An 18,418-nucleotide genomic window follows, 5' to 3' on the forward strand; every position below is an offset into this window, starting at 1 on the left:
ACGCGAGCTGCCTGCGCCTCAGGTCAGCCGACCGAGCCGGTGTCAGCCGATCCGCTCGAACACCGCCGCCAGGCCCTGGCCGCCGCCGATGCACATCGTCTCCAGGCCGTACCGCGCCTCGCGGCGGACCATCTCCCGCGCGAGCGTCGCCAGGATCCGCGCGCCCGTCGCCCCCACCGGATGGCCCAGCGACACCCCGGATCCGTTGACGTTGAACCGCTCGTCGGTGTCGCTCAGCCCGAGCGTGCGGGTGCAGGCCAGCACCTGCGCGGCGAAGGCCTCGTTCAGCTCGATCAGGTCCAGGTCGTCCAGCGACAGCCCGGCCTTCGCCAGCGCCGCGCGGGTCGCGGGCACCGGGCCGATGCCCATCGTCTCGGCGGGCACCCCGGCGCGCGCGAACGACACCAGCCGCACCAGCGGGCGCAGGCCGAGCTTCTCCGCGGTCTCCCGGCTGGTGACCAGGCAGGCCGCGGCCGCGTCGTTCTGCCCGCTCGCGTTGCCCGCGGTGACCGTGGCCTCCGGGTCGGTGCGGATCATCACCGGCTTCAGCTTCGCCAGGCCCTCCGCGGTGGTGTCCGGGCGCGGGTGCTCGTCGGCGTCGACCACCGTCTCGCCCTTCCGCGACTTCACGGTGACCGGGACGATCTCGTCCTTGAACAGCCCGCCCTCGATCGCCCGCGCCGCCCGCTGCTGGGACCGCAGGGCGAGCGCGTCCTGGTCCTCGCGGGAGATTCCGTGCTCGCGGCGCAGGTTCTCGGCGGTCTCGATCATCCCGCCGGGGATCGGGTGGTGCACGCCGCCCGCGGTGGCGCGGCCGCGCGCCAGCGAGTCGTGCAGCTGCAGGCCGGCGCCCTTGATGCCCCAGCGGCCCTCGTGCGTGTAGTACGGCGCGGCGCTCATCACCTCGGCGCCACCCGCCAGCACGACGTCGCTGAACCCGGCGCGGATCTGCATGGCGGCGTCGAGCACGGCCTGCAGGCCGGAACCGCAGCGGCGGTCGATCTGGATGCCGGTCACCGTGTCCGGCAGGCCGGCGTCGAGCGCGGCCACCCGCCCGAGCGCGGGCGCCTCGGACGTCGGGTAGGCGTGCCCCAGGATGACCTCGTCGACGCGCTCCGGGTCCACGCCGGTGCGCTCCACGACGGCGGACAACACGTGCGCGGCGAGCGCGGCGGGCGTCTGGCCGGCCAGCGCGCCGCCGAACCGGCCGATCGGCGTCCGCAGCGGCTCGCAGATGACGACATCGACGGACATCCGTTGTCCTTTCACGGCTGGGCAGGGCTACGTCCGACGATCGCACCCCGGGACCATGAAGTCCAATATCCGATTCCGGCTCCGCTGAGACGACGAGCGTCTCACCGGGGCGGCCGCAGCGCCGGGAACCAGATGTCGCTGAGCACCTCGGCCGCCTCGTCCGCCGTGGAGGTGATCGTGCCCTGCACCGCCCACCGGGTGAAGAACCGCTCCAGCTGGCTGACCAGCAGCTCGATCCGAAGGTGCGCCTCGGCCCGCCGCTGTGGGCCCCACCGTTCCAGGTACCGCGGCATCGCGGCGGGCAGCTCGTCGACCGCGCGCTTGGCGATCGCCCGGAACTCCGGTTCGAGCGCGACCGCCTCGTCCCACGCGGGCAGGATCGCCTGGTTCTCCTCGAACCACGCGACCGCGCGCCGCATCCAGCCGGTGAACCCCTCGCGCGAACCGGTGGCGAGCACCTCGTCCAGCTCCGCGTACACCGCGACCGCCCGCTGCGCCATCGTCTCCGCGCCGATCTTCTGCAGCACCTCGGGCTTGCCGGAGAAGTGCAGGTAGAACGTCGCGCGGCTGCAGCCGACCGCGGAGACGATGTCGTCGATCGTCACCGCCGCGTAGCCGCGCTCCACGAACAGCGCCTTGGCGTGCTCCAGCAGGTCGCGCCGGGTCTGCTGCTTCTGCCGCTCCCGCAGGGTCATGACGGTCAGCCTACTCACTGGACACACCGTCAGCGAACGTGCCAGAGTGGTCAGCGGCATCGTGGCCAGCGGAGGAGGCATCCGTGAGTTCACTCCCCACCGTCTGCATCATCGGCGCCGGCTGCTCCGGCTTCACCACGGCGAAGCGGTTGCGCGACCACGGCATCCCCTACGACTGCTTCGAAATGTCCGACGACGTCGGCGGCAACTGGTACTTCGGCAACCCCAACGGGCGCTCCGCCTGCTACGAATCGCTGCACATCGACACCTCGACCACGCGCCTGCAGTTCGAGGACTTCCCGGCCGGCGCGGACTGGCCGCACTTCCCGCACCACTCGCTGATCCACCAGTACTTCCGCGACTACGTCGACCACTTCGGGCTGCGCGAGACGATCACCTTCGACACCGCGGTCGAGCACGCGGCGCGGCGGGCCGACGGCACCTGGCGGATCACCCTGTCCACCGGAGGGACCCGCGACTACGACGCGCTCGTGGTCGCCAACGGCCACCACTGGAACCCCTACCTGCCGGACTACCCCGGCAAGTTCGACGGCCCGGTCCTGCACAGCCACGCCTACCGCAGCCCGTTCGACCCGGTCGACATGCGGGACAAGCGGATCGTGGTGGTGGGCATGGGGAACTCGGCGCTGGACATCGCCTCCGAGCTGTCCCACCGTTCCATCGCCCGGCACGTCTGGGTGTCCGCACGCCGCGGGGTGTGGGTGCTGTCCAAGTACCGCGGCGGGAAACCCGCGGACAAGATGATGATGCCGCCGTGGATGCCGAAGAAGCTCGGCCTGGCCCTGTCCCGGCGGGCCATCAAGAAGACGCTGGGCAACATGGAGGACTACGGGCTGCCCAAGCCCGACCACGAGCCGCTCTCGGCGCATCCGTCGGTGAGCGTGGACTTCCTCGCCAAGGCCGGCTCCGGCGATCTGACGTGCGTGCCCGCCATCGAGCGGCTGGACGGCGACGCCGTGGTGTGCGTGGACGGCACCCGTATCGAGGCGGACGTGATCGTGTGCGCGACCGGGTACCGGATGTCGTTCCCGTTCTTCGACGATCCGGCGCTGCTGCCGGACGCCGAGCACCGGCTGCCGCTGTTCAAGCGGATCGTCAAGCCCGGCATCGGCAACCTCTACTTCGCCGGGCTGGCGCAGGCGTCGCCGACGATCGTCAACCTCGCCGAGCAGCAGAGCAAGCTCATCGCGCGGCACCTGACCGGGGAGTACGAGCTGCCGGACGTCGCGGAGATGGAGGCCGCCATCGCACGGGACGAGGCCAAGCACCTCGGGCAGTACTACTCCGCGCCGCGGCACACCATCCAGCTCGACTTCGCCCGCTACGTGCGGGACCTGCACCGCGAGATCGAGGCGGGCCGGAAGCGGGCGGCGGCCGTCCGGTGAACGGCCACTGCGACGCGCGGTTCGCCGCACTCGGCGACCTGCTGGCGCGTCGGCTGCGCGACGGCGCCGAGGCGGGGGCCTCGGTCTGCGTGATCGCCGACGGCGAGGTGGCGGTGGACCTGTGGGGCGGCTCGGCCGCGCCGGGCGTGCCGTGGACGCGGGACACGCTGGTCACCACGTACTCGCTGACCAAGACGATGGTGGCGCTGGTGGCGCTCGCGCTGGTGGACCGGGGGCAGCTGGACCCGGACGCGCCGGTGGCGCGGTACTGGCCGGAGTTCGCCGCCGCGGGCAAGGACGGCGTGCTGGTGCGGCACGTCCTGGGCCACACCTCGGGCGTGTGCGGATGGGACTCGCCGGTCACTCTCGACGACATCTGCGACGTGGCACGAGCGGCGGCGTTGCTGGCGGCGCAGGAGCCGTGGTTCCCGCCGGGCGAGGGCTCCGGGTACCAGGCGGTCAGCCACGGCCACCTGGTCGGCGAGATCGTGCGGCGGGTGACCGGCCGGTCGCTGGGCACGGTGCTGCGGTCGGAGTTCGCGGAGCCGCTGGGGGCGGACTACTGGCTGGGCGCGCCGGCGGACGTGGACGCCCGGCTCGCCACGCTGGTGCCGCCCGAGTCGTCCGGAGTGGACTACGCGGCCCTCGACCCGATCGCGGTGCGCACGCTGACCAACCCGCTGATCCCGCCGTCGGTGACGACCACGCGTCCGTTCCTGGCGGCCGAGCTGGGTGGGCTGAACGGCCAGGGCAACGCCCGCTCGGTGGCGCGCCTGCAGTCGGTCGTCTCCCACGGCGGGACGATCGACGGCAGGCGGTTCCTTTCGGAGTCCACTGTGGAGCGCATCTTCGAGGTGCAGGCCGACGGGGTGGACCGGGTGCTCGGCGCGCCCGTCCGGTTCGGGCTCGGCTACGCGGTCGACGGCCGCACCTGCTGGTGGAGCGGTTTCGGCGGCGCGGTGGTGGTGAACGACCTCGACCGGCGGCTGACGTTCGCCTACGTGATGAACCGGATGGCGCCGGGGCTGCTGAACGCGCCGAACACCACCGCCTACCTCGCCGCGCTCCGCTCCTGCCTGGACTAGCGAGCCGCGAACGGGCCGCCGAACGCCAGCTTGGCGAACCGCTCCCCCATCAGCCGGTGGGTCGCCGCGTCGGGGTGGAGGTTGTCGGGCAGCGGACGGTCGTTCTCGCCGTGGAGGTCGCGGCCGTCGAGGTAGTGCAGGTTCTCGTCGGCGCGCTCCGCGACGATCCGCGCCAGCTCCTCCCGGATCACGCGCAGCGTCAGCTTCCCGGCAGCGCGCTCGGCCGGATCCCCCGTGGCCCGGAAGCGCACGACGCCCGACTGCAGCGCCTCGACGTCGAACGCGCCGGGGCCGGGCGTGTCCTCGTGGATCGGGCACCAGATCGGCGAGACCACCAGCAGCGGGGCGTCCGGGTGCCCGTCCCGGATCGTGTCGAGGAAACCGTGCACCGCGGGCGTGAACGCACGCAGCCGCATCACGTCGCCGTTCACCAGGTTGATCCCGATCTTGACGCTGATCAGGTCGGCCGGGGTGTCCCGCATGACCCGCGCGGTGAACGAGTCCAGCATCGCGCTGCCGCCGAAGCCCAGGTTCACCAGCTCGGCCCCGCCCAGCCCGGCGGCCACCGCGGGCCACGTGGTGACCGGGCTCGCCGCGTCCGAGCCGTGGCTGATCGAGCTGCCGTGGTGCAGCCAGACCCGCCCGCGCACGGGCGACGGCGAGACCGGCGCGTCCGTGCGCAGCGCGATCAGCTCGGTGATCTCGTTGTGCGGCAACCAGATCTCCACGTCCTTGTCGTGGCCGGGCAGCCCGTCGAACCGCACCATGCCGGGCGGCCCGGGCTCCATCCGGGCCGCGCCGGTGGACAGGTCGATGTGGACGGTGTTGCCGCCGCCGACCCCGCCCTGCGCGGTCAGCCGCCCATCGACCAGCAGGTCGTACACGCCGTCCGGGCGCGGCGGGGTGCCCACGTAGGACCGGGTGGTGCGCAGCGCGTCCAGCTCGATCACGGTCGCGCGGGTGCGGAAGACCAGCCGCACGCCGGACGGCTGCGACTCCGCCATGCGAAGCGGCGCGTCGGCACGGGCGCGCGCCCACCCAGGCAGCCGGTGCGGCACCAGGCCGTGCGCACCGGACTCGACGTCCAGGGCTCCGCGCAGCAGGTCCGCGGTCAGGGGTGTGGTGATCACGATCCGGTCCTCCCGGGCCAGTTCCGCAGGGTGACGTCGAGGACCTCGAGGATCCGCGACCAGGACTCGCCGGGCTCGGGCGCGCTGTGGCCGAACGCGCCGCCCGATTCGAGTTCGACGAAGCCGTGGACGACGCTGCCCAGCAGCCGGACGGCGTGCGGGTGGTCGGCCTCCGGCACGTCGTAGCCACGCAGGATCGCCTGCATCATCCGGGTGTGCCGCGGCCCGGCGCTCGCGGCCGCGTGCACCGGGTCGAGCCGGAACCGCGCCGCCGCCCAGCGGCCCGGGTGCTCGCGGGCGTAGTCGCGGTAGACGCCGGCGAAGGCGACCAGCGCGTCCCGGCCGGCTCGCCCGGCGAGCGCGTCGGCGGCCCGGTCGGCGAGTTCGCCCAGCGCCAGCAGCGCGACGCGGACCTTGAGGTCGTGGGCGCCCCGCACGTGCGAGTACAGGCTCGCGACCTGGACGCCGAACCGGCGGGCCACCGCCGACGGGGTGACCTCGTCGAACCCGGCCTCGTCGGCCAGCTCCGCCCCCGCCTGGACCACACGCTCGGTGGTCAGTCCCGCTCGCACCATGCCTAAACCATATCAGGAACTTCCTAAACGCTTTAGGAGGAGGTCGCGGGCCCAGGCCAGCTCGAGCTTCCCGGTGGGCGTGCGGCGCAGCTCGGGCAGCAGCGCGATCGTGCGCGGCACCTTGTACCCGGCCAGGCCACGGCGCACCCACTCCCGCAGCTCCCCGGCCGACAACGTCGCCGAAGCCGTCGCGACCACCGCCGCGACGCGCTCGCCCCACGTCTCGTCCGGCAGGCCCACCACGACCGCGTCGGTGACCTCCGGGTGGGTCAGCAACGCGTCCTCGACCTCCTGCGGGTGCACCTTCTCGCCGCCGGTGTTGATGACGCCGGACCTGCGGCCGAGGAACCGGATCGCGCCGTCGGCCTCGACAGCGGCCAGGTCGCCGGGGACGGCGTAGCGGACGCCGCCGATCGTGCGGAACGTCGTGGCCGTCTTCGCCGAGTCCTTGTAGTAGCCGAGCGGGATCGGGCCGCGGTAGGCGAGCACGCCGGTCTCGCCGCTGCCGGGCGTCACTTCGGCGTCGCCGGGGCCGAACACCTTCGTCGCGGGCACCGGGAAGAACCGCGACGGCAGATCGTCCACAGTGGAGGTGACCGCGAACGCGAACGGCCCGCCCTCGCTGGAGGCGATCGCGTCGAAGATCGTGACGCTCGCCCGCTCGTGCAGCGCGTGCTTGAGCCGGTCGGACAGCGCCGTGCCGGAACTGATCACCGACCGCAGCGAGCCGAGGTCGTGCGGGCTCCCCCGCCGCTCCGCCGCGACCAGCTCGTCGACGAGCGGACGGCAGACGGCGTTGCCGGCGACGATGATCGTGCGGGCCCGCTGCGCGGCGACCGTCGTCCAGACGTGGTGCGGGTCGAGCGCGCCGGGCCTGGTGGTGATCACCCGGCCGCCGGTGAGCAGGGCGCCCATCGAGTTGAACAGGCCGGTGCCGTGCATCAGCGGCACGACCGGCATCGTCGCGTGCGAGCGGCCCTCGGCGTGCGCGTCGATCGCGAGGTGGACGGCCTCGGTGAGGGTGGCGGGCAGTTCCCGCGCGCCCAGCGGGCGGAAGACCGGCACGAACAGCGAGTGCAGCAGGTCGGACTGCCGCCAGATGACGCCCTTCGGCTTGCCGGTGGTGCCGCCGGTGTACATGAAGATCTCGTCCGAGCCGAACCGGTGCTCCGGCGGGCGCGGCGGGGTGACGGCGAGCAGGTCCTCCAGTTCCGGCGCCGACGGCCCGGGCTCCACGGCGGGGCCGGCGCGGACCAGCAGCCGCAGGGTCGGCACGTGCTCCGCGGCGTGGCGCAGGTTCGGCGCGAGCACCCCGCTGAACACCACCGCGGCCGCGTCGGCGTCGGTGAGCAGCGCGGTCAGCTCGTCCGCGGTGTACCGGTAGTTCGCGTTGACCGGCACGGCGCCGATCTTGAATGCGGCGAACACGGTCTCCAGGTAGGCCGCGCCGTTGTGCAGGTAGCAGGCCACCTTGTCGCCGGCCCGCACCCCGGCCTCCTCGAGCGCGGTGGCCAGCCGGGCGGCGCGGTCGTCGAACTGGGCGTAGGTCAGATCGCGCCCGGGTTCGGAGATCGCGACCGCGTCCGGCAGGCCACGGGCCACGGCCTCCCAGACGGTGCCGAAGGAGACGTCCATCCGGTCCGCACCTCCTCGGCTCGGCGTCCAGCGTAGGAAGGCGCGGGGGCGGAGCGACACGGCCGGGAACCGCAGGACGGGCGGGACAAACGTCGCGCCACGGTGGCGACGCAAGGCCAGCGTGCCGGGCAGCCGCGGCTCATACCGTCGAGGAGATCCGCGATCGAAGGAGGGCACATGCTCGACGGCAGAGTCGCCGTGGTCACCGGGGCCGGCCGCGGCCTGGGCCGGTCCTACGCACGGGCGCTGGCCGCCGCGGGCGCCGCCGTGGTCGTCAACGACCTCGACGCCGACGTCGCCAAGGCGACGGTCGCGGAGATCACCGCCGCGGGCGGCCGGGCGGTCGCCGTGGTCGGTTCCGTCGGCGGCAGCTACCTGGCCGACGCGCTGGTGCGGCGGGCGGTCGGCGAGTTCGGCCGCCTCGACGTGATGGTCACCAACGCCGGCGCGCTGCGCGACCGGACGCTGCGCAACACCAGCGACGACGACTTCGACCTCGTGGTCACCAGCCACCTGCGCGGCACCTTCACCTGCGGCCGCGCGGCGGTGCGACGGTTCCGGGAGCAGGGCGAGGGCGGGCGGCTGATCCTCGTCGGCTCCCCCGCCGGGCAGCGCGCCAGCTTCGGGCAGACCGCGTACTCCGCGTCGAAGGGCGCCATCGTCGCGATGATGCGCACCTGGGCGGTGGAGCACGCGAAGATCGGCGTGACGGTCAACGCGATCGTGCCCACCGCGCTCACCCGGATGGTCGCGACGATGCCGGGACTGGGCGAGCTGGTGTCCAGGGTGGACGCAGGCGAGCCGGTGCCGGAGCCGCTGCGGCGCCAGGGCCTCGGCACCCCGGACGACGTGGCGCCGCTGGTGGTCTACCTCGCGTCGGCGGAGTCCGCGCACGTCACCGGCCAGGCCATCGCCGCCGGTGGCGACCGCATCGCGCTGTGGACGCACCCGGGCGAGGTGGCCGAGGAGCTGCGGCCCGGCGGCTGGACCGTGCCGGAGGTCGTGCGGCTGTTCGCCGGAGCGCCGCTGCAGGAGTTCGAACCCGCGCCGCTGATGTTCGAGGAGGTCTGACGTGGCGATCGTGGTGCACGGTGTCGACGGGGTGCGCGCCCTGCCGGTCGGGGAACCGCTCGGCAGCAGCGGGCTGGTCGAGGTCACCCAGGAGGCGGTGAACCGGTTCGCCGAGGCGACCGGGGACCACCAGTGGATCCACGTCGACGTCGAGAGGGCGAAGGCGGGGCCGTTCGGCGGTCCCATCGCGCACGGTTACCGACGCTGTCGCTGGTGCCGCGGCTGCTGCCGGAGATCGTGGAGTTCACCGGGTTCGGGCTGACCGTCAACTACGGCTGCGAGAAGGTCCGCTTCCCCTCCCCGGTGCCGGTGGGCAGCAAGGTGTGCGCGACCGCCACGCTCGAGGAAGTGACCGAGGTGCGGGGCGGGCTGCAGCTGGCGATCACGATGACGATCGCCGTCGAGGACGCGCCGAAACCGGCCTGCGTGGCGACGATCCTCATCCGCCAGATGACCTAGCGCCGCAGCGGGAATTCGATGGACGGGCGGTGCGTTCGCACCGTATAAGTGGTTCGGCTGTTTTCGCCTGCCCTGCTGGGGGATGGGTGCGGCCGTTCCGGCGGCGCCGAGGCCGCGATCCCGACCACTGAATTCCCTGTGAGGTGCTTCCATGGCCGCCCCCGCGACCACTCCCCCCGACGCCGCGCACGAGGCGCCGCCGCGGTCCGGGCTGCTCATCGGCGTGCTGGTCGTCTCCGCGTTCGTGATGATCCTGAACGAGACGATCCTGAGCGTCGCGCTGCGCGACCTCACCGCCGACCTGGCCGTCTCCACCACCACGGTGCAGTGGCTGACCAGCGGGTTCCTGCTGACGATGGCGGTGGTCATCCCGACCACCGGGTTCCTGCTCGAACGGTTCACCCCGCGCCAGGTGTTCCTCGCGTCGCTGACCCTGTTCAGCGCGGGCACCGCGATCAGCGGGCTCGCGCCCGGTTTCGGCATGCTGATGGCCGGGCGCGTGGTCCAGGCCTGCGGCACCGCCGTGATGCTGCCGCTGCTGATGACGTCGGTGATGCGCCTGGTGCCGGAGAACAAGCGCGGCGCGACGATGGGCACCATCACCATCGTGATCGCCGTGGCCCCCGCGGTGGGGCCGACGATCGGCGGCGCGGTGCTCGCGTCGCTGGGCTGGCGCTGGATGTTCTGGATCGTGCTCCCGCTGGCGCTGGCCGCGCTGGCGATCGGCGCGGCGTGGTTCCGGCTGGACAGCTCGACCCGCAAGGTGCCGCTGGACGTGCCGTCGGTGCTGCTGTCCGCGCTCGGTTTCGGCGGCGTGCTCTACGGCCTGGCCGGCATCGGCGAAGGCGGCGGGCACGCGCCGGTGCCGCCGTGGGCCACGATCGTCGGCGGGCTCGCCCTGCTGGCCGTGTTCACCTGGCGGCAGACGCGGCTGCAGCGCGAGGACAGGGCGCTGCTGGACCTGCGGCCGTTCACCCACCGCAGTTTCGTCGTCGCGCTGGTGCTGGCCGCGCTGCTGTTCGTGTGCCTGCTCGGGGTCGCCTCGATCATGCTGCCGCTGTACCTGCAGACCGTGCTGCACACCAGCACGTTCGTCAGCGGGCTGGCGGTGCTGCCCGGCGGCCTGACGCTCGGGTTGCTGGGCCGCCCGGTCGGGGCGCTGTTCGACCGGTTCGGCGCGCGGCCGCTGGTGATCCCCGGCGCGGTGGCGCTGGCGGTGTCGATGTGGCTGTTCGCGCTGCTCGGGCCGGGCTCGCCGCTGGCCGCGGTGATCGCCATCCACGTGCTGCTGATGGCCGGGCTCGGCTTCATGATGACGCCGCTGATGACGGAGTCGCTCGGCGTGCTGCCGGACCACCTGTACTCGCACGGCAGCGCGATCCTGGCGACGCTGCAGCAGGTCGCGGGCGCGTTCGGCACCGCGGTGTTCGTCAGCGTGGCCACGCTGGCCAGCAACGACCCGGCGGGCATCCCGGACGCCACGGGCCTGCGCACGGCGTTCGTGGTGGCCGGCGTCGTCGGGGTGCTCGCGCTGGTGACCGCGCTGTTCGTGCGCAAGCCCGCCGCCGCGACGCCCGCGCCTGCGGCGCACTGAGCGGGGGCACCCGGCGGGTGGCCGCGCTGCGGGACATCACCTGCCTGCACGTCGCCGACGCCTGCCGCGCACTGAGCGCGGACGCTGCCCCGCCGACGCACCACCTCGCCGTCATCGCTGCTGGGCAGCCCGCGCGCTGAGCGCGGGCTGCCCAGTTCTCGCTCACCGCGGCGGTGGCAGCATCGTGGCCGGGCAGCCCGCGCGGTAGCCAGGCGCGCTACGACGGCCACGGCGTGGGCGACCACGCCGGCTCAGTAGCCGCGCGCGATCCACTCCGCCAGGTGCGGCGCCTCGGTCCCGATGGTGGTCCCGTCGCCGTGACCCGTGTGCACCCGGGTGTCCTCCGGGAGCTTGAACAGCCGGTCCCGGATCGAGTCGATGATCGTCGGGAAGTCCGAGAACGACCGGCCCGTCGCGCCCGGCCCGCCGGCGAACAGCGTGTCGCCGGTGAAGAGCGCCTTCGCCTCGGGCAGGTGCAGGCACACCGAACCGGGCGAGTGGCCCGGGGTGTGGATCAGCTCGATCTCGGTGCCCGCGACGGCGATGCGCTGACCGTCGTCGGCCTTCCAGAACGCCTGCCCGGCGTGGGTCATGTCCCACAGCTCCTGGTCGCCCGGGTGCAGGAGCACCGGCGCGTAGAGCTGCTCGCCGAGCTGCGGCGCGTGGGTGACGTGGTCGTTGTGGCCGTGCGTGCAGACCACCGCGACGACCTTGCGCCCCGCGACGGCCTCGACGATCGGCTTGTCGTCGTGCGCGGCGTCGACCACCACCACCTCGTGGTCGTCGCCGATGAGCCAGACGTTGTTGTCGACCTCCCAGCTGCCGCCGTCGAGTTCGAACACGCCGGAGGTGACGACCCGGTCGATCCGGAAGCTCACCAGACCACCACCGAACGCAGCACCTCGCCGGCGTGCATGGTGTGGAAGGCCTTCTCGACGTCGTCCAGCCCGATGCGCTCGGTGACGAACTTGTCCAGCGGCAGCCTGCCCTGCAGGTACAGGTCGACCAGCACCGGGAAGTCCCGTTCCGGCAGGCAGTCGCCGTACCAGGACGACTTCAGCGCGCCGCCGCGGGAGAAGAAGTCGAGCAGCGGCATCTCCAGCCGCATGTCCGGGGTCGGGACGCCGACCAGCACGACCGTGCCGGCGAGGTCGCGGGCGTAGAACGCCTGCTTCCAGGTCTCCGGCCTGCCCACCGCGTCGATCACCACGTCCGCGCCGAACCCGCCGGTCAGGGCCTGGACGGCCTCGACGACGTCGGTCTCGGTCGCGTTGACCGTGTGGGTGGCGCCCAGTTCGGTAGCCCACTCGAGCTTCTTCGCGTCGCGGTCGACGGCGATGATCTTGTTCGCACCGGCCAGGCGGGCCCCGGCGATGGCCGCGTCGCCGACCCCACCGCAGCCGATCACCGCGACGGAATCGCCGCGGCTCACCGCGCCGGTGTTGACCGCCGCGCCCAGACCGGCCATCACGCCGCAGCCGAGCAGGCCGGCGACGGCGGGGTCGGCGGCCGGGTCGACCTTGGTGCACTGCCCGGCGTGCACGAGCGTCTTGTCCGCGAACGCGCCGATGCCCAGCGCCGGGGTCAGCTCGGTGCCGTCGGTCAGGGTCATCTTCTGGGTGGCGTTGAACGTGCTGAAGCAGTACTGCGGGCGGCCGCGCTTGCAGGCCCGGCACTGGCCGCACACCGCGCGCCAGTTGAGGACGACGTAGTCACCCGGCTGGACCGAGTCGACGCCTTCGCCGACGCTTTCGACGGTGCCGGCGGCTTCGTGCCCGAGCAGGAACGGGAACTCGTCGTTGATGCCGCCCTCGCGGTAGGTCAGGTCGGTGTGGCACACCCCGCACGCGGCGATCGCGACCACGACCTCACCGGGACCGGGGTCGGGGATCACGATGTCGGTGAGCTCGACCGGAGCTCCCTTCGTGCGGGCGATCACGCCGCGGACCGTCTGTGGCATCGGCTGTTCCTTTCGGTGGAGAAGCATGCGCGGTGACGCATACCGTTGGCGACGGTAGCCCTGAGTGGCGTTTCCGCGACCTGGTCGTCGGACCAGTAAAACCTCGACCTCCGGTTAGAGTGGCCGCATGGATCCGGTGTCCGATCTGGTGGCTCTGCGCGAGGTCGTGGACGGGCCGCTGCACGAAATCGCCCGCCGCCTCTCGCGGTTCCTCGGCGAGCGGTGGCCGCACACCGCGCTCGTCGTGTTCACCCGGGAGTGCACCGGGCGGCCGCGCAAGGTCGCCGGCGCCACCGAGATGATCAACAAGGTCACGATCGGCGAGCTGGAGGAGCTGAAGGCCGCGGTCGAGCCCGGCCGTCCGGTCAGCACGACCGCGTCGATCGCGGGCGCGGAGCGGACCGTGTGGGTGGTGCTCGATCCGACCGGCACGCTGCTCGTCCTGGTCCCCCGCGCGGCGCGGCGGCGGCTGCCCGAGCCGGAGCTGCTGGCCGCGATCTTCGGCCTGGTGGTGACCTCGATCAGCCAGCAGGTCGCCCAGGCCAGCCCCGACTACCTCGCCGAGTCGCGAGCCGCCTCCAGCGAGCGGGAGCGCACGATCGCCGAGCTGGCGGCCGCGCACGAGGCGGCGCTGGTGGCGATCCTGACCACATTGCGGTCCGCCGGTCTGGACGACCGCCGGGCGCGGCTGTCGGCGGCGGACTCGGCGTCGGCGGCGTTGCTGGCGCTGCGATCGGCGCGGAAGTCGGACCAGGCGCTGTCCGAGGAGGCCGCGCCGGAGGCGTTCGCCCGGCTGCGCGAGGACATCCGGCAGATGCTGCGCCACCACGAGGCGCCGATCGAGTTCGTCGCCCCGTCCGGCGGTTCCGTGCCCGGCGAAATCGCGCACGCCGCGCGGGCGATGACGCGGACGGCTGTGCTGGCGTTCACCGCCCAGCCGGGCCTGGCGCGCCTGCGGATCGCGTGGTCGAGCGACGGCGCGAGCCTGGTGGTCGACGTGCGGGACCAGGGGTCCGGCGAGCTGGACGTGGACGCGCTGCGCCGTGGCCTCCAGGGCCGGGCGCGCACGCTGGGCGCCGCGCTGGACATCGACGCCGCGCCGGGCTGGGGCAGCCGGGTGACGATCTCGCTGCCGCTGGACGCGCCCGAGCCCTCCGGCGAAACGCGGCTGACGAACCTCAACCGCCGCGAGCGGGAGGTGCTGGCGCTGCTCGCGCAGGGCAAGCGCAACAAGGCGATCGCGGCGGAGCTGGGCGTCACCGAGAGCACCGTGAAGTTCCACGTCACCGGCGTGCTGCAGAAGCTGGAAGTGAGCTCCCGCGGCGAGGCCGCGGCGCTGGCACTGGGCGCGGGGCTCGGCGTGGCGCACGCCTGAGGTCGCCCGCTCGGCGGATCCACGGCCGTTTCACCGTGCTGGTCGCGCGTCCACCAGCTCACCCACTTGCAACCGCTGATCGACTTCGGCGCGTTCACGTCATCCCCGGCGGCCCGGCTGTCCCCGATCGAGGCGGTCGCGCGGGCCTTCCACCGTCACCTCCTGCTCGATGCCGCCGGCAGGCGGTCTCCGGTTCGGTGATTTCGGCGCCGTGCACCCCATCGCCGGCCTCAGGTCCGGGCGTGCTCCGCTCGCAGCGTGGTCAGGAACCGGCTGAACAGGCGGACCTGTTCGGCCACGAACTCCCGCCGACCGGCACTGAGCACACGCAACGCGGCCCCGTGATCCCAGGCGACCACCACCGCGGTGGTGGCGTGCAGCAGCTGCCACGCGGTCCGCACCAGCCACCACACCGGGCGCGGCATCGACCCGCGCAGGCGGTCGCGGTGGAAGGGCACGTGCCGCTGCTCGTCATCCAGGATGCGGGCCGCCACGTCGCGCGTCAGAGCGTCACCGGAACCGTCGCGAAGGATGCGGTAGTAGCTGAGCGCCACGGTCTCCGCGATCAGCAGCACCGCAAGCTCCAGCCGCAGCCCCAGCCCGCGCCGGAGCGCGACGAACGCCCTGTCGGTCCAGTGGCTCGTGATCGTCGGCGCCCCGGCGGCCTCGAGCAGGCGGGCGAGCAGCCGCGCGTGGTTCTGCTCCTCGGCGACGAACAACCGCACCGCCGCGGCGTAGGCGCGATCGCCGGTCCGCTCGGCGGCGCGGTTGAGCCGCACGCCGTCGCCGGATTCGCCGACCTGGAACCGCTGCAGGCTGCGCACCATGGCCGGGTCGAGCCGGGCGGCCCGGGCCCAGTCCGGATCACCGCGGTCCTGCCTGGCACGCGCGGCCTCCTGGAACTCCCGCAGCCAACCGCCGGCATCCCGCACCAGAACCCCCTCGCGTCCGGACACTCCTTGACAGGACGGTTGAGCGCGGGCGAGGTTGCCGGACCGAGCTCCTTCCGGGCGCCGCATGACCGGCCTACCCTCGACGCACCACGAGAGGAGTCGCGTCATGTCCGGGAAGACCACCGCCACAGTGGACATCGCACGCAGCCCGCAGGAGGTGTTCGGCTTCCTCGCCGACGCCGCCCACCTGCCCGACTGGCAGCCCGACGTCCGCACCGCCGCCTTCGACGGCCCGGTCCCGGTCACCGTCGGCACCCGCGGGCACGAGGTCCGCCACGTCATGGGCGCCGACCGGACCATCACGTGGGAGGTGACGGCCTACGACCCGGGCCGGCGCTACGGCGTCCGCGGCGTGGACGGGCCGGTCCGGGCGCACGTGGACGTCACGTTCACCCCGGAGGGCGAGGGCACCCACGTCGAGTACGGCATCGGTTTCGAGGGGCACGGCGTGGGCAGATTCATCGCTCCCCTGGCGCGCCGCAACGCGCGCAAGGAAGTGCCCGCCACGCTCGGCCTGCTGAAACAGCACCTCGAAGCGCAGCCTCAGGTCTGAGCGGGCAACGCACCGCCGCAGTGCGGGCAGCACGCCGCCGACGAGCCCCGTGCCCGGCCCGCCTGATCGCGCTCACCAGCGCCTCCGCCGGCCGCAGGGCGTCCGCGGCCAGTCGCAGGCCGGTCAGGTTGCCGTGTCCGTCCACTTCGGCCTCGACGTTCCCGCGCGCGGCGGTGATCCGCCGGCGGTTGAGTTCGGCCAGCAGCTGATTCCGGAAAACGGCCACGCGCGTGGCGTCCGTTGCGTACAGTCCTCAAGATGCGCGTTTTGCTGGGGGTGGCCCTGCTGGCCATGACGCTGCTGACGGCCTGCCAGGACCACGATCCTGGGCCCAAGGAGCAGACCGCGCCCACACCGGCGCGTGTGGACGAGCCCACCGCGCTGCAGTTCGCGCCGCGGGTGTGGCTGGCCGGCGACGAGCGGTTCACCCCGATGGACGCGACCGCCTACATCCGGCAGTCGGTGCTGCGGTACGAGCACGACGACTGCGCCGACCCCGAGCCGGTGGCCGACCCGGTCGATCCCGGCAAGCTTCGCGGCACTGTCTACAAGCACCACAAGGACGCCGACCCCGCCGTGCCGTCCCCGGACAAGCCGCTGTTCCCCTGTGCCCGCCACTCGGGCGACGAGGTCTCGCCGAACTCCGACGGCGGGTTCTACCTGGATGCGCACGACAACGTCCAGCCCGACGACGCTCCCCCGCCGATGTACTGGGAGCACCACCGCGCCGACGACGAGCGCTCCGCGTACGTGTACTGGTTCTTCTACGGCCGCAACGAACTCCGCCCGGCCGGCACCCCCGTGGGCAACACGCACGAGGGCGACTGGGAGCGGGTCGCCGTCCAGCTGCGGAACGGCGAACCGGTCGCGGTGACCTTCTTCGGCCACGGCGCCGAGCCGTGTTCCGTGCCGTGGGCGGACCTGGACCACGACGACGGCCACCCGGTCGTGTACTCGGCGAAGGGGTCGCACGCGTCGTACCCGTCGAAGGGCTGGCACGTCTCCGGCGCCACCTTCGACTGGACCTCGCAGGGAAACCTGTGGCGCACGCAACCGCGCCCGCTCGACGGCGAGCCGTGGTACGGCTACCGCGGCGCGTGGGGCGCGCAGTCGCTCGTGCCCGGCTTCTCCGGCCCGGCCGGTCCCTACCCGGGGCGGCAACTCGCCGACGTGTTCACCGACCGCCGCTGCGCCATGCCCGCCCGGCTGCCGGACGGTTTCGCCGGGACGTGGGAGACCCGCGACCCGGTCGAGCAGTCCCCGGCGGCCCGCCCGTACCACATGCGGGTGGTCCTCGGCGGCGACAGCAACCCGGTCGAGTACCGCACGACCTGGACCGGCCCCGATCCGGACCTGGCGTGCCGCGGCCTCCTCCGGCTGGTCGACGCGACCACGCAGTGGCTGGAGCTGCGCGAGACGATCCTGGACAAGGACGCGGGCAACTGCGTCACCGAGGGCACCGTGACGCTCCACCGGGACGGCGAGTCGCTGAAGATGACCTACTCCGGCGGCAGTGTGACGGGATCCGCCACGCTGTACCGCAAGCAGGACGGCCCGCCACCGTCCGGATCGTCGACAGCGCCCACGTCGTCCGGCCCGTCGGCGTCCGACGGCATCCGGCGTTACGAGGAGTTCCTGCACGCGGTGGGCCGCGAGGACCTCGCGGTGGTCTGCGAGATCGCGGGCCCGGCCGCGAAGAAGGCCGAGGACCAGGGCTTCGGGCCGTGCGAGCAGACCATGCCGATCACCTTCCAGATGATCTCGCCGGCGCAGAAGCGGGCCCTGCGCACCGCGACGGTCGACCGGGCCGGGGTCACCGAAACCGCCGGGCGGATCGAGATCCCGGCCCGCGCGGTGCGTGCGGACACCCCGTTCACGGAGAGCGACCTGGGCGACGCGGTCCTCGAATACCGCGGCGGCCAGTGGTACGTCTTCGACTAGGGCGGCGCCGGCCGCGGTTGCGCCCGCTCGCCCCGCGGCGCAAGGTGGAGGGCTACCGGCGGCGCCGCCGGGACGCCGCCTCGACCGGAGAGGGGGTGGAAGGCGTGTTCGCGCGTTCCACCACGGTGCAAGCTCACCACGACACGATCGACGCCGGGATCGCCCACCTGCGCGACGAGGTCATGCCGGAGCTGATGGAGATGCCCGGCTGCGTCGGACTGTCGATGCTCGTCGACCGCGACTCCGGGCGCTGCATCGCCACCAGCTCGTGGGAGTCGATGGAGGCGATGCGGGACAGCGCGGACCGGGTGCGCCCGCTGCGCGACCACGCGGCGGAGGTGATGGGCGGCAACCGCGCCCAGGTCGACGAGTGGGAGATCGCGGTGCTGCACCGCACGCGGCCCGCGCCCGAGGGCGCCTGCTGCCGCGTCACCTGGACCCGCTTCGACCAGCTCGACCGCGCCATCGACACCTACCGCATGGGCCTGCTGCCCGAGCTGGAACGCCTCGACGGGTTCTGCAGCGCCAGCCTGATGATCGACCGCGAGGCGGGCATCGCGGTGTCCTCGGTGACCTACGACAACCACGCGAACATGGCGAGCACCCGCAACCGCGCCGACGCCCTCCGCTCGCGTGGCGCGGAGGAGGCCGGGGTGGAGATCCTGGAGGTGGCCGAGTTCGAGCTGGCACTGGCGCACCTGCGGGTGCCCGAAATGGCCTGACCGAACGACC

At 73.1% G+C, this 18,418-nt stretch carries 17 protein-coding genes and 1 pseudogene; 10 read left to right on the plus strand and 8 right to left on the minus strand.

Annotated features, from left to right (window positions below; genetic code table 11):
• Positions 1-42: 42 nt before the first annotated feature.
• Positions 43-1,254 carry an acetyl-CoA C-acetyltransferase gene (locus AMY39116_RS0322020; RefSeq protein ID WP_020419792.1) on the minus strand — a complete coding sequence of 404 codons (1,212 nt, stop codon included), beginning with the start codon at positions 1,252-1,254 and terminating at the stop codon, positions 43-45.
• A gap of 101 nt (positions 1,255-1,355) precedes the next feature.
• Positions 1,356-1,949 (minus strand): TetR/AcrR family transcriptional regulator, encoded by a 594-nt coding sequence (locus AMY39116_RS0322025; protein ID WP_020419793.1) that lies wholly within the window; start codon positions 1,947-1,949, stop codon positions 1,356-1,358.
• An 83-nt stretch (positions 1,950-2,032) separates the two neighbouring features.
• Here AMY39116_RS0322025 and AMY39116_RS0322030 point away from each other — a divergent pair, with 83 nt between their 5' ends.
• Positions 2,033-3,355, plus strand: a complete 1,323-nt coding sequence (locus tag AMY39116_RS0322030) for an NAD(P)/FAD-dependent oxidoreductase (RefSeq protein ID WP_020419794.1) — start codon at positions 2,033-2,035, stop codon at positions 3,353-3,355.
• Entirely contained in the window at positions 3,352-4,440 is a 1,089-nt protein-coding gene (locus AMY39116_RS0322035; protein WP_020419795.1) for an EstA family serine hydrolase, read from the plus strand. Before AMY39116_RS0322030 ends, AMY39116_RS0322035 begins: the two co-directional genes overlap by 4 nt.
• Here AMY39116_RS0322035 and AMY39116_RS0322040 read toward each other — a convergent pair.
• Genes AMY39116_RS0322040 through AMY39116_RS0322050 form a run of 3 tightly spaced genes read right to left on the minus strand, consistent with a single transcriptional unit; the run spans position 4,437 to position 7,780 of the window.
• Positions 4,437-5,570 (minus strand): GDSL-type esterase/lipase family protein, encoded by a 1,134-nt coding sequence (locus tag AMY39116_RS0322040; protein WP_020419796.1) that lies wholly within the window; start codon positions 5,568-5,570, stop codon positions 4,437-4,439. The genes AMY39116_RS0322035 and AMY39116_RS0322040 overlap by 4 nt on opposite strands.
• A complete protein-coding gene (locus tag AMY39116_RS0322045; RefSeq protein WP_020419797.1) occupies positions 5,567-6,145 on the minus strand; it encodes a TetR/AcrR family transcriptional regulator in 579 nt (192 codons plus the stop codon). The genes AMY39116_RS0322040 and AMY39116_RS0322045 overlap by 4 nt, the downstream gene beginning before the upstream one ends.
• Before the next feature lie 12 nt (positions 6,146-6,157).
• Positions 6,158-7,780, minus strand: coding sequence for an AMP-binding protein (locus tag AMY39116_RS0322050; protein WP_020419798.1), 1,623 nt, complete (start codon positions 7,778-7,780; stop codon positions 6,158-6,160).
• A gap of 177 nt (positions 7,781-7,957) precedes the next feature.
• Between AMY39116_RS0322050 and AMY39116_RS0322055 the strand changes: the two genes are divergently transcribed.
• The 4 genes and pseudogenes from AMY39116_RS0322055 to AMY39116_RS47880 all read left to right on the plus strand — a co-directional run bounded on the left by AMY39116_RS0322055 (position 7,958) and on the right by AMY39116_RS47880 (position 11,044).
• Positions 7,958-8,851 (plus strand): SDR family NAD(P)-dependent oxidoreductase, encoded by an 894-nt coding sequence (locus tag AMY39116_RS0322055; protein WP_020419799.1) that lies wholly within the window; start codon positions 7,958-7,960, stop codon positions 8,849-8,851.
• Between the two features lies 1 nt (position 8,852).
• A pseudogene (locus AMY39116_RS43380) lies at positions 8,853-9,310 on the plus strand (MaoC family dehydratase).
• Between the two features lie 151 nt (positions 9,311-9,461).
• On the plus strand, positions 9,462-10,904 hold the full coding sequence (locus AMY39116_RS0322065) for a DHA2 family efflux MFS transporter permease subunit (RefSeq protein ID WP_020419801.1): 1,443 nt from the start codon (positions 9,462-9,464) through the stop codon (positions 10,902-10,904).
• Positions 10,905-10,921: 17 nt separating this feature from the next.
• Positions 10,922-11,044, plus strand: coding sequence for a hypothetical protein (locus AMY39116_RS47880; RefSeq protein WP_020419802.1), 123 nt, complete (start codon positions 10,922-10,924; stop codon positions 11,042-11,044).
• 111 nt (positions 11,045-11,155) lie between these two features.
• Here AMY39116_RS47880 and AMY39116_RS0322075 read toward each other — a convergent pair whose 3' ends face one another.
• Entirely contained in the window at positions 11,156-11,782 is a 627-nt protein-coding gene (locus AMY39116_RS0322075; protein ID WP_020419803.1) for an MBL fold metallo-hydrolase, read from the minus strand.
• The gene (locus AMY39116_RS0322080) at positions 11,779-12,864 is read right to left on the minus strand and encodes an S-(hydroxymethyl)mycothiol dehydrogenase (RefSeq protein WP_020419804.1); all 1,086 of its coding nucleotides are present in this window, start codon (positions 12,862-12,864) and stop codon (positions 11,779-11,781) included. The genes AMY39116_RS0322075 and AMY39116_RS0322080 overlap by 4 nt, the downstream gene beginning before the upstream one ends.
• Positions 12,865-12,991: 127 nt before the next feature.
• Here AMY39116_RS0322080 and AMY39116_RS0322085 point away from each other — a divergent pair, with 127 nt between their 5' ends.
• Positions 12,992-14,239 carry a LuxR C-terminal-related transcriptional regulator gene (locus AMY39116_RS0322085; RefSeq protein WP_020419805.1) on the plus strand — a complete coding sequence of 416 codons (1,248 nt, stop codon included), beginning with the start codon at positions 12,992-12,994 and terminating at the stop codon, positions 14,237-14,239.
• Positions 14,240-14,469: 230 nt separating this feature from the next.
• Here the strand turns inward: AMY39116_RS0322085 and AMY39116_RS0322090 are convergent, their stop codons facing one another.
• Positions 14,470-15,195: a ferritin-like domain-containing protein gene (locus AMY39116_RS0322090; RefSeq protein ID WP_235716189.1), complete on the minus strand. Its 726-nt coding sequence runs from the start codon at positions 15,193-15,195 to the stop codon at positions 14,470-14,472.
• Between the two features lie 103 nt (positions 15,196-15,298).
• Here AMY39116_RS0322090 and AMY39116_RS0322095 point away from each other — a divergent pair, with 103 nt between their 5' ends.
• The 3 genes from AMY39116_RS0322095 (at position 15,299) to AMY39116_RS0322105 (ending at position 18,408) form a co-directional block, all read left to right on the plus strand.
• Positions 15,299-15,745 (plus strand): SRPBCC family protein, encoded by a 447-nt coding sequence (locus AMY39116_RS0322095; RefSeq protein ID WP_020419807.1) that lies wholly within the window; start codon positions 15,299-15,301, stop codon positions 15,743-15,745.
• Between the two features lie 258 nt (positions 15,746-16,003).
• Entirely contained in the window at positions 16,004-17,686 is a 1,683-nt protein-coding gene (locus tag AMY39116_RS47605; RefSeq protein WP_235716190.1) for a hypothetical protein, read from the plus strand.
• A 104-nt stretch (positions 17,687-17,790) separates the two neighbouring features.
• Positions 17,791-18,408, plus strand: a complete 618-nt coding sequence (locus AMY39116_RS0322105; protein ID WP_027936132.1) for an antibiotic biosynthesis monooxygenase — start codon at positions 17,791-17,793, stop codon at positions 18,406-18,408.
• Positions 18,409-18,418 lie beyond the last annotated feature (10 nt).

Source organism: Amycolatopsis sp. ATCC 39116, assembly GCF_000231075.2.
GTDB classification, from domain to species: domain Bacteria; phylum Actinomycetota; class Actinomycetes; order Mycobacteriales; family Pseudonocardiaceae; genus Amycolatopsis_E; species Amycolatopsis_E tucumanensis.

Excerpts from the sequence above, each read along its gene's own strand:
- AMY39116_RS0322095 (WP_020419807.1), top strand. The coding sequence starts at position 15,299 with ATGTCCGGGAAGACCACCGCCACAGTGGACATCGCACGCAGCCCGCAG.
- AMY39116_RS0322025 (WP_020419793.1), bottom strand. The coding sequence starts at position 1,949 with ATGACCCTGCGGGAGCGGCAGAAGCAGCAGACCCGGCGCGACCTGCTG.
- AMY39116_RS0322050 (WP_020419798.1), bottom strand. The coding sequence starts at position 7,780 with ATGGACGTCTCCTTCGGCACCGTCTGGGAGGCCGTGGCCCGTGGCCTG.
- AMY39116_RS0322055 (WP_020419799.1), top strand. The coding sequence starts at position 7,958 with ATGCTCGACGGCAGAGTCGCCGTGGTCACCGGGGCCGGCCGCGGCCTG.
- AMY39116_RS0322085 (WP_020419805.1), top strand. The coding sequence starts at position 12,992 with ATGGATCCGGTGTCCGATCTGGTGGCTCTGCGCGAGGTCGTGGACGGG.
- AMY39116_RS0322080 (WP_020419804.1), bottom strand. The coding sequence starts at position 12,864 with ATGCCACAGACGGTCCGCGGCGTGATCGCCCGCACGAAGGGAGCTCCG.
- AMY39116_RS0322045 (WP_020419797.1), bottom strand. The coding sequence starts at position 6,145 with ATGGTGCGAGCGGGACTGACCACCGAGCGTGTGGTCCAGGCGGGGGCG.
- AMY39116_RS0322020 (WP_020419792.1), bottom strand. The coding sequence starts at position 1,254 with ATGTCCGTCGATGTCGTCATCTGCGAGCCGCTGCGGACGCCGATCGGC.
- AMY39116_RS47605 (WP_235716190.1), top strand. The coding sequence starts at position 16,004 with ATGCGCGTTTTGCTGGGGGTGGCCCTGCTGGCCATGACGCTGCTGACG.
- AMY39116_RS0322065 (WP_020419801.1), top strand. The coding sequence starts at position 9,462 with ATGGCCGCCCCCGCGACCACTCCCCCCGACGCCGCGCACGAGGCGCCG.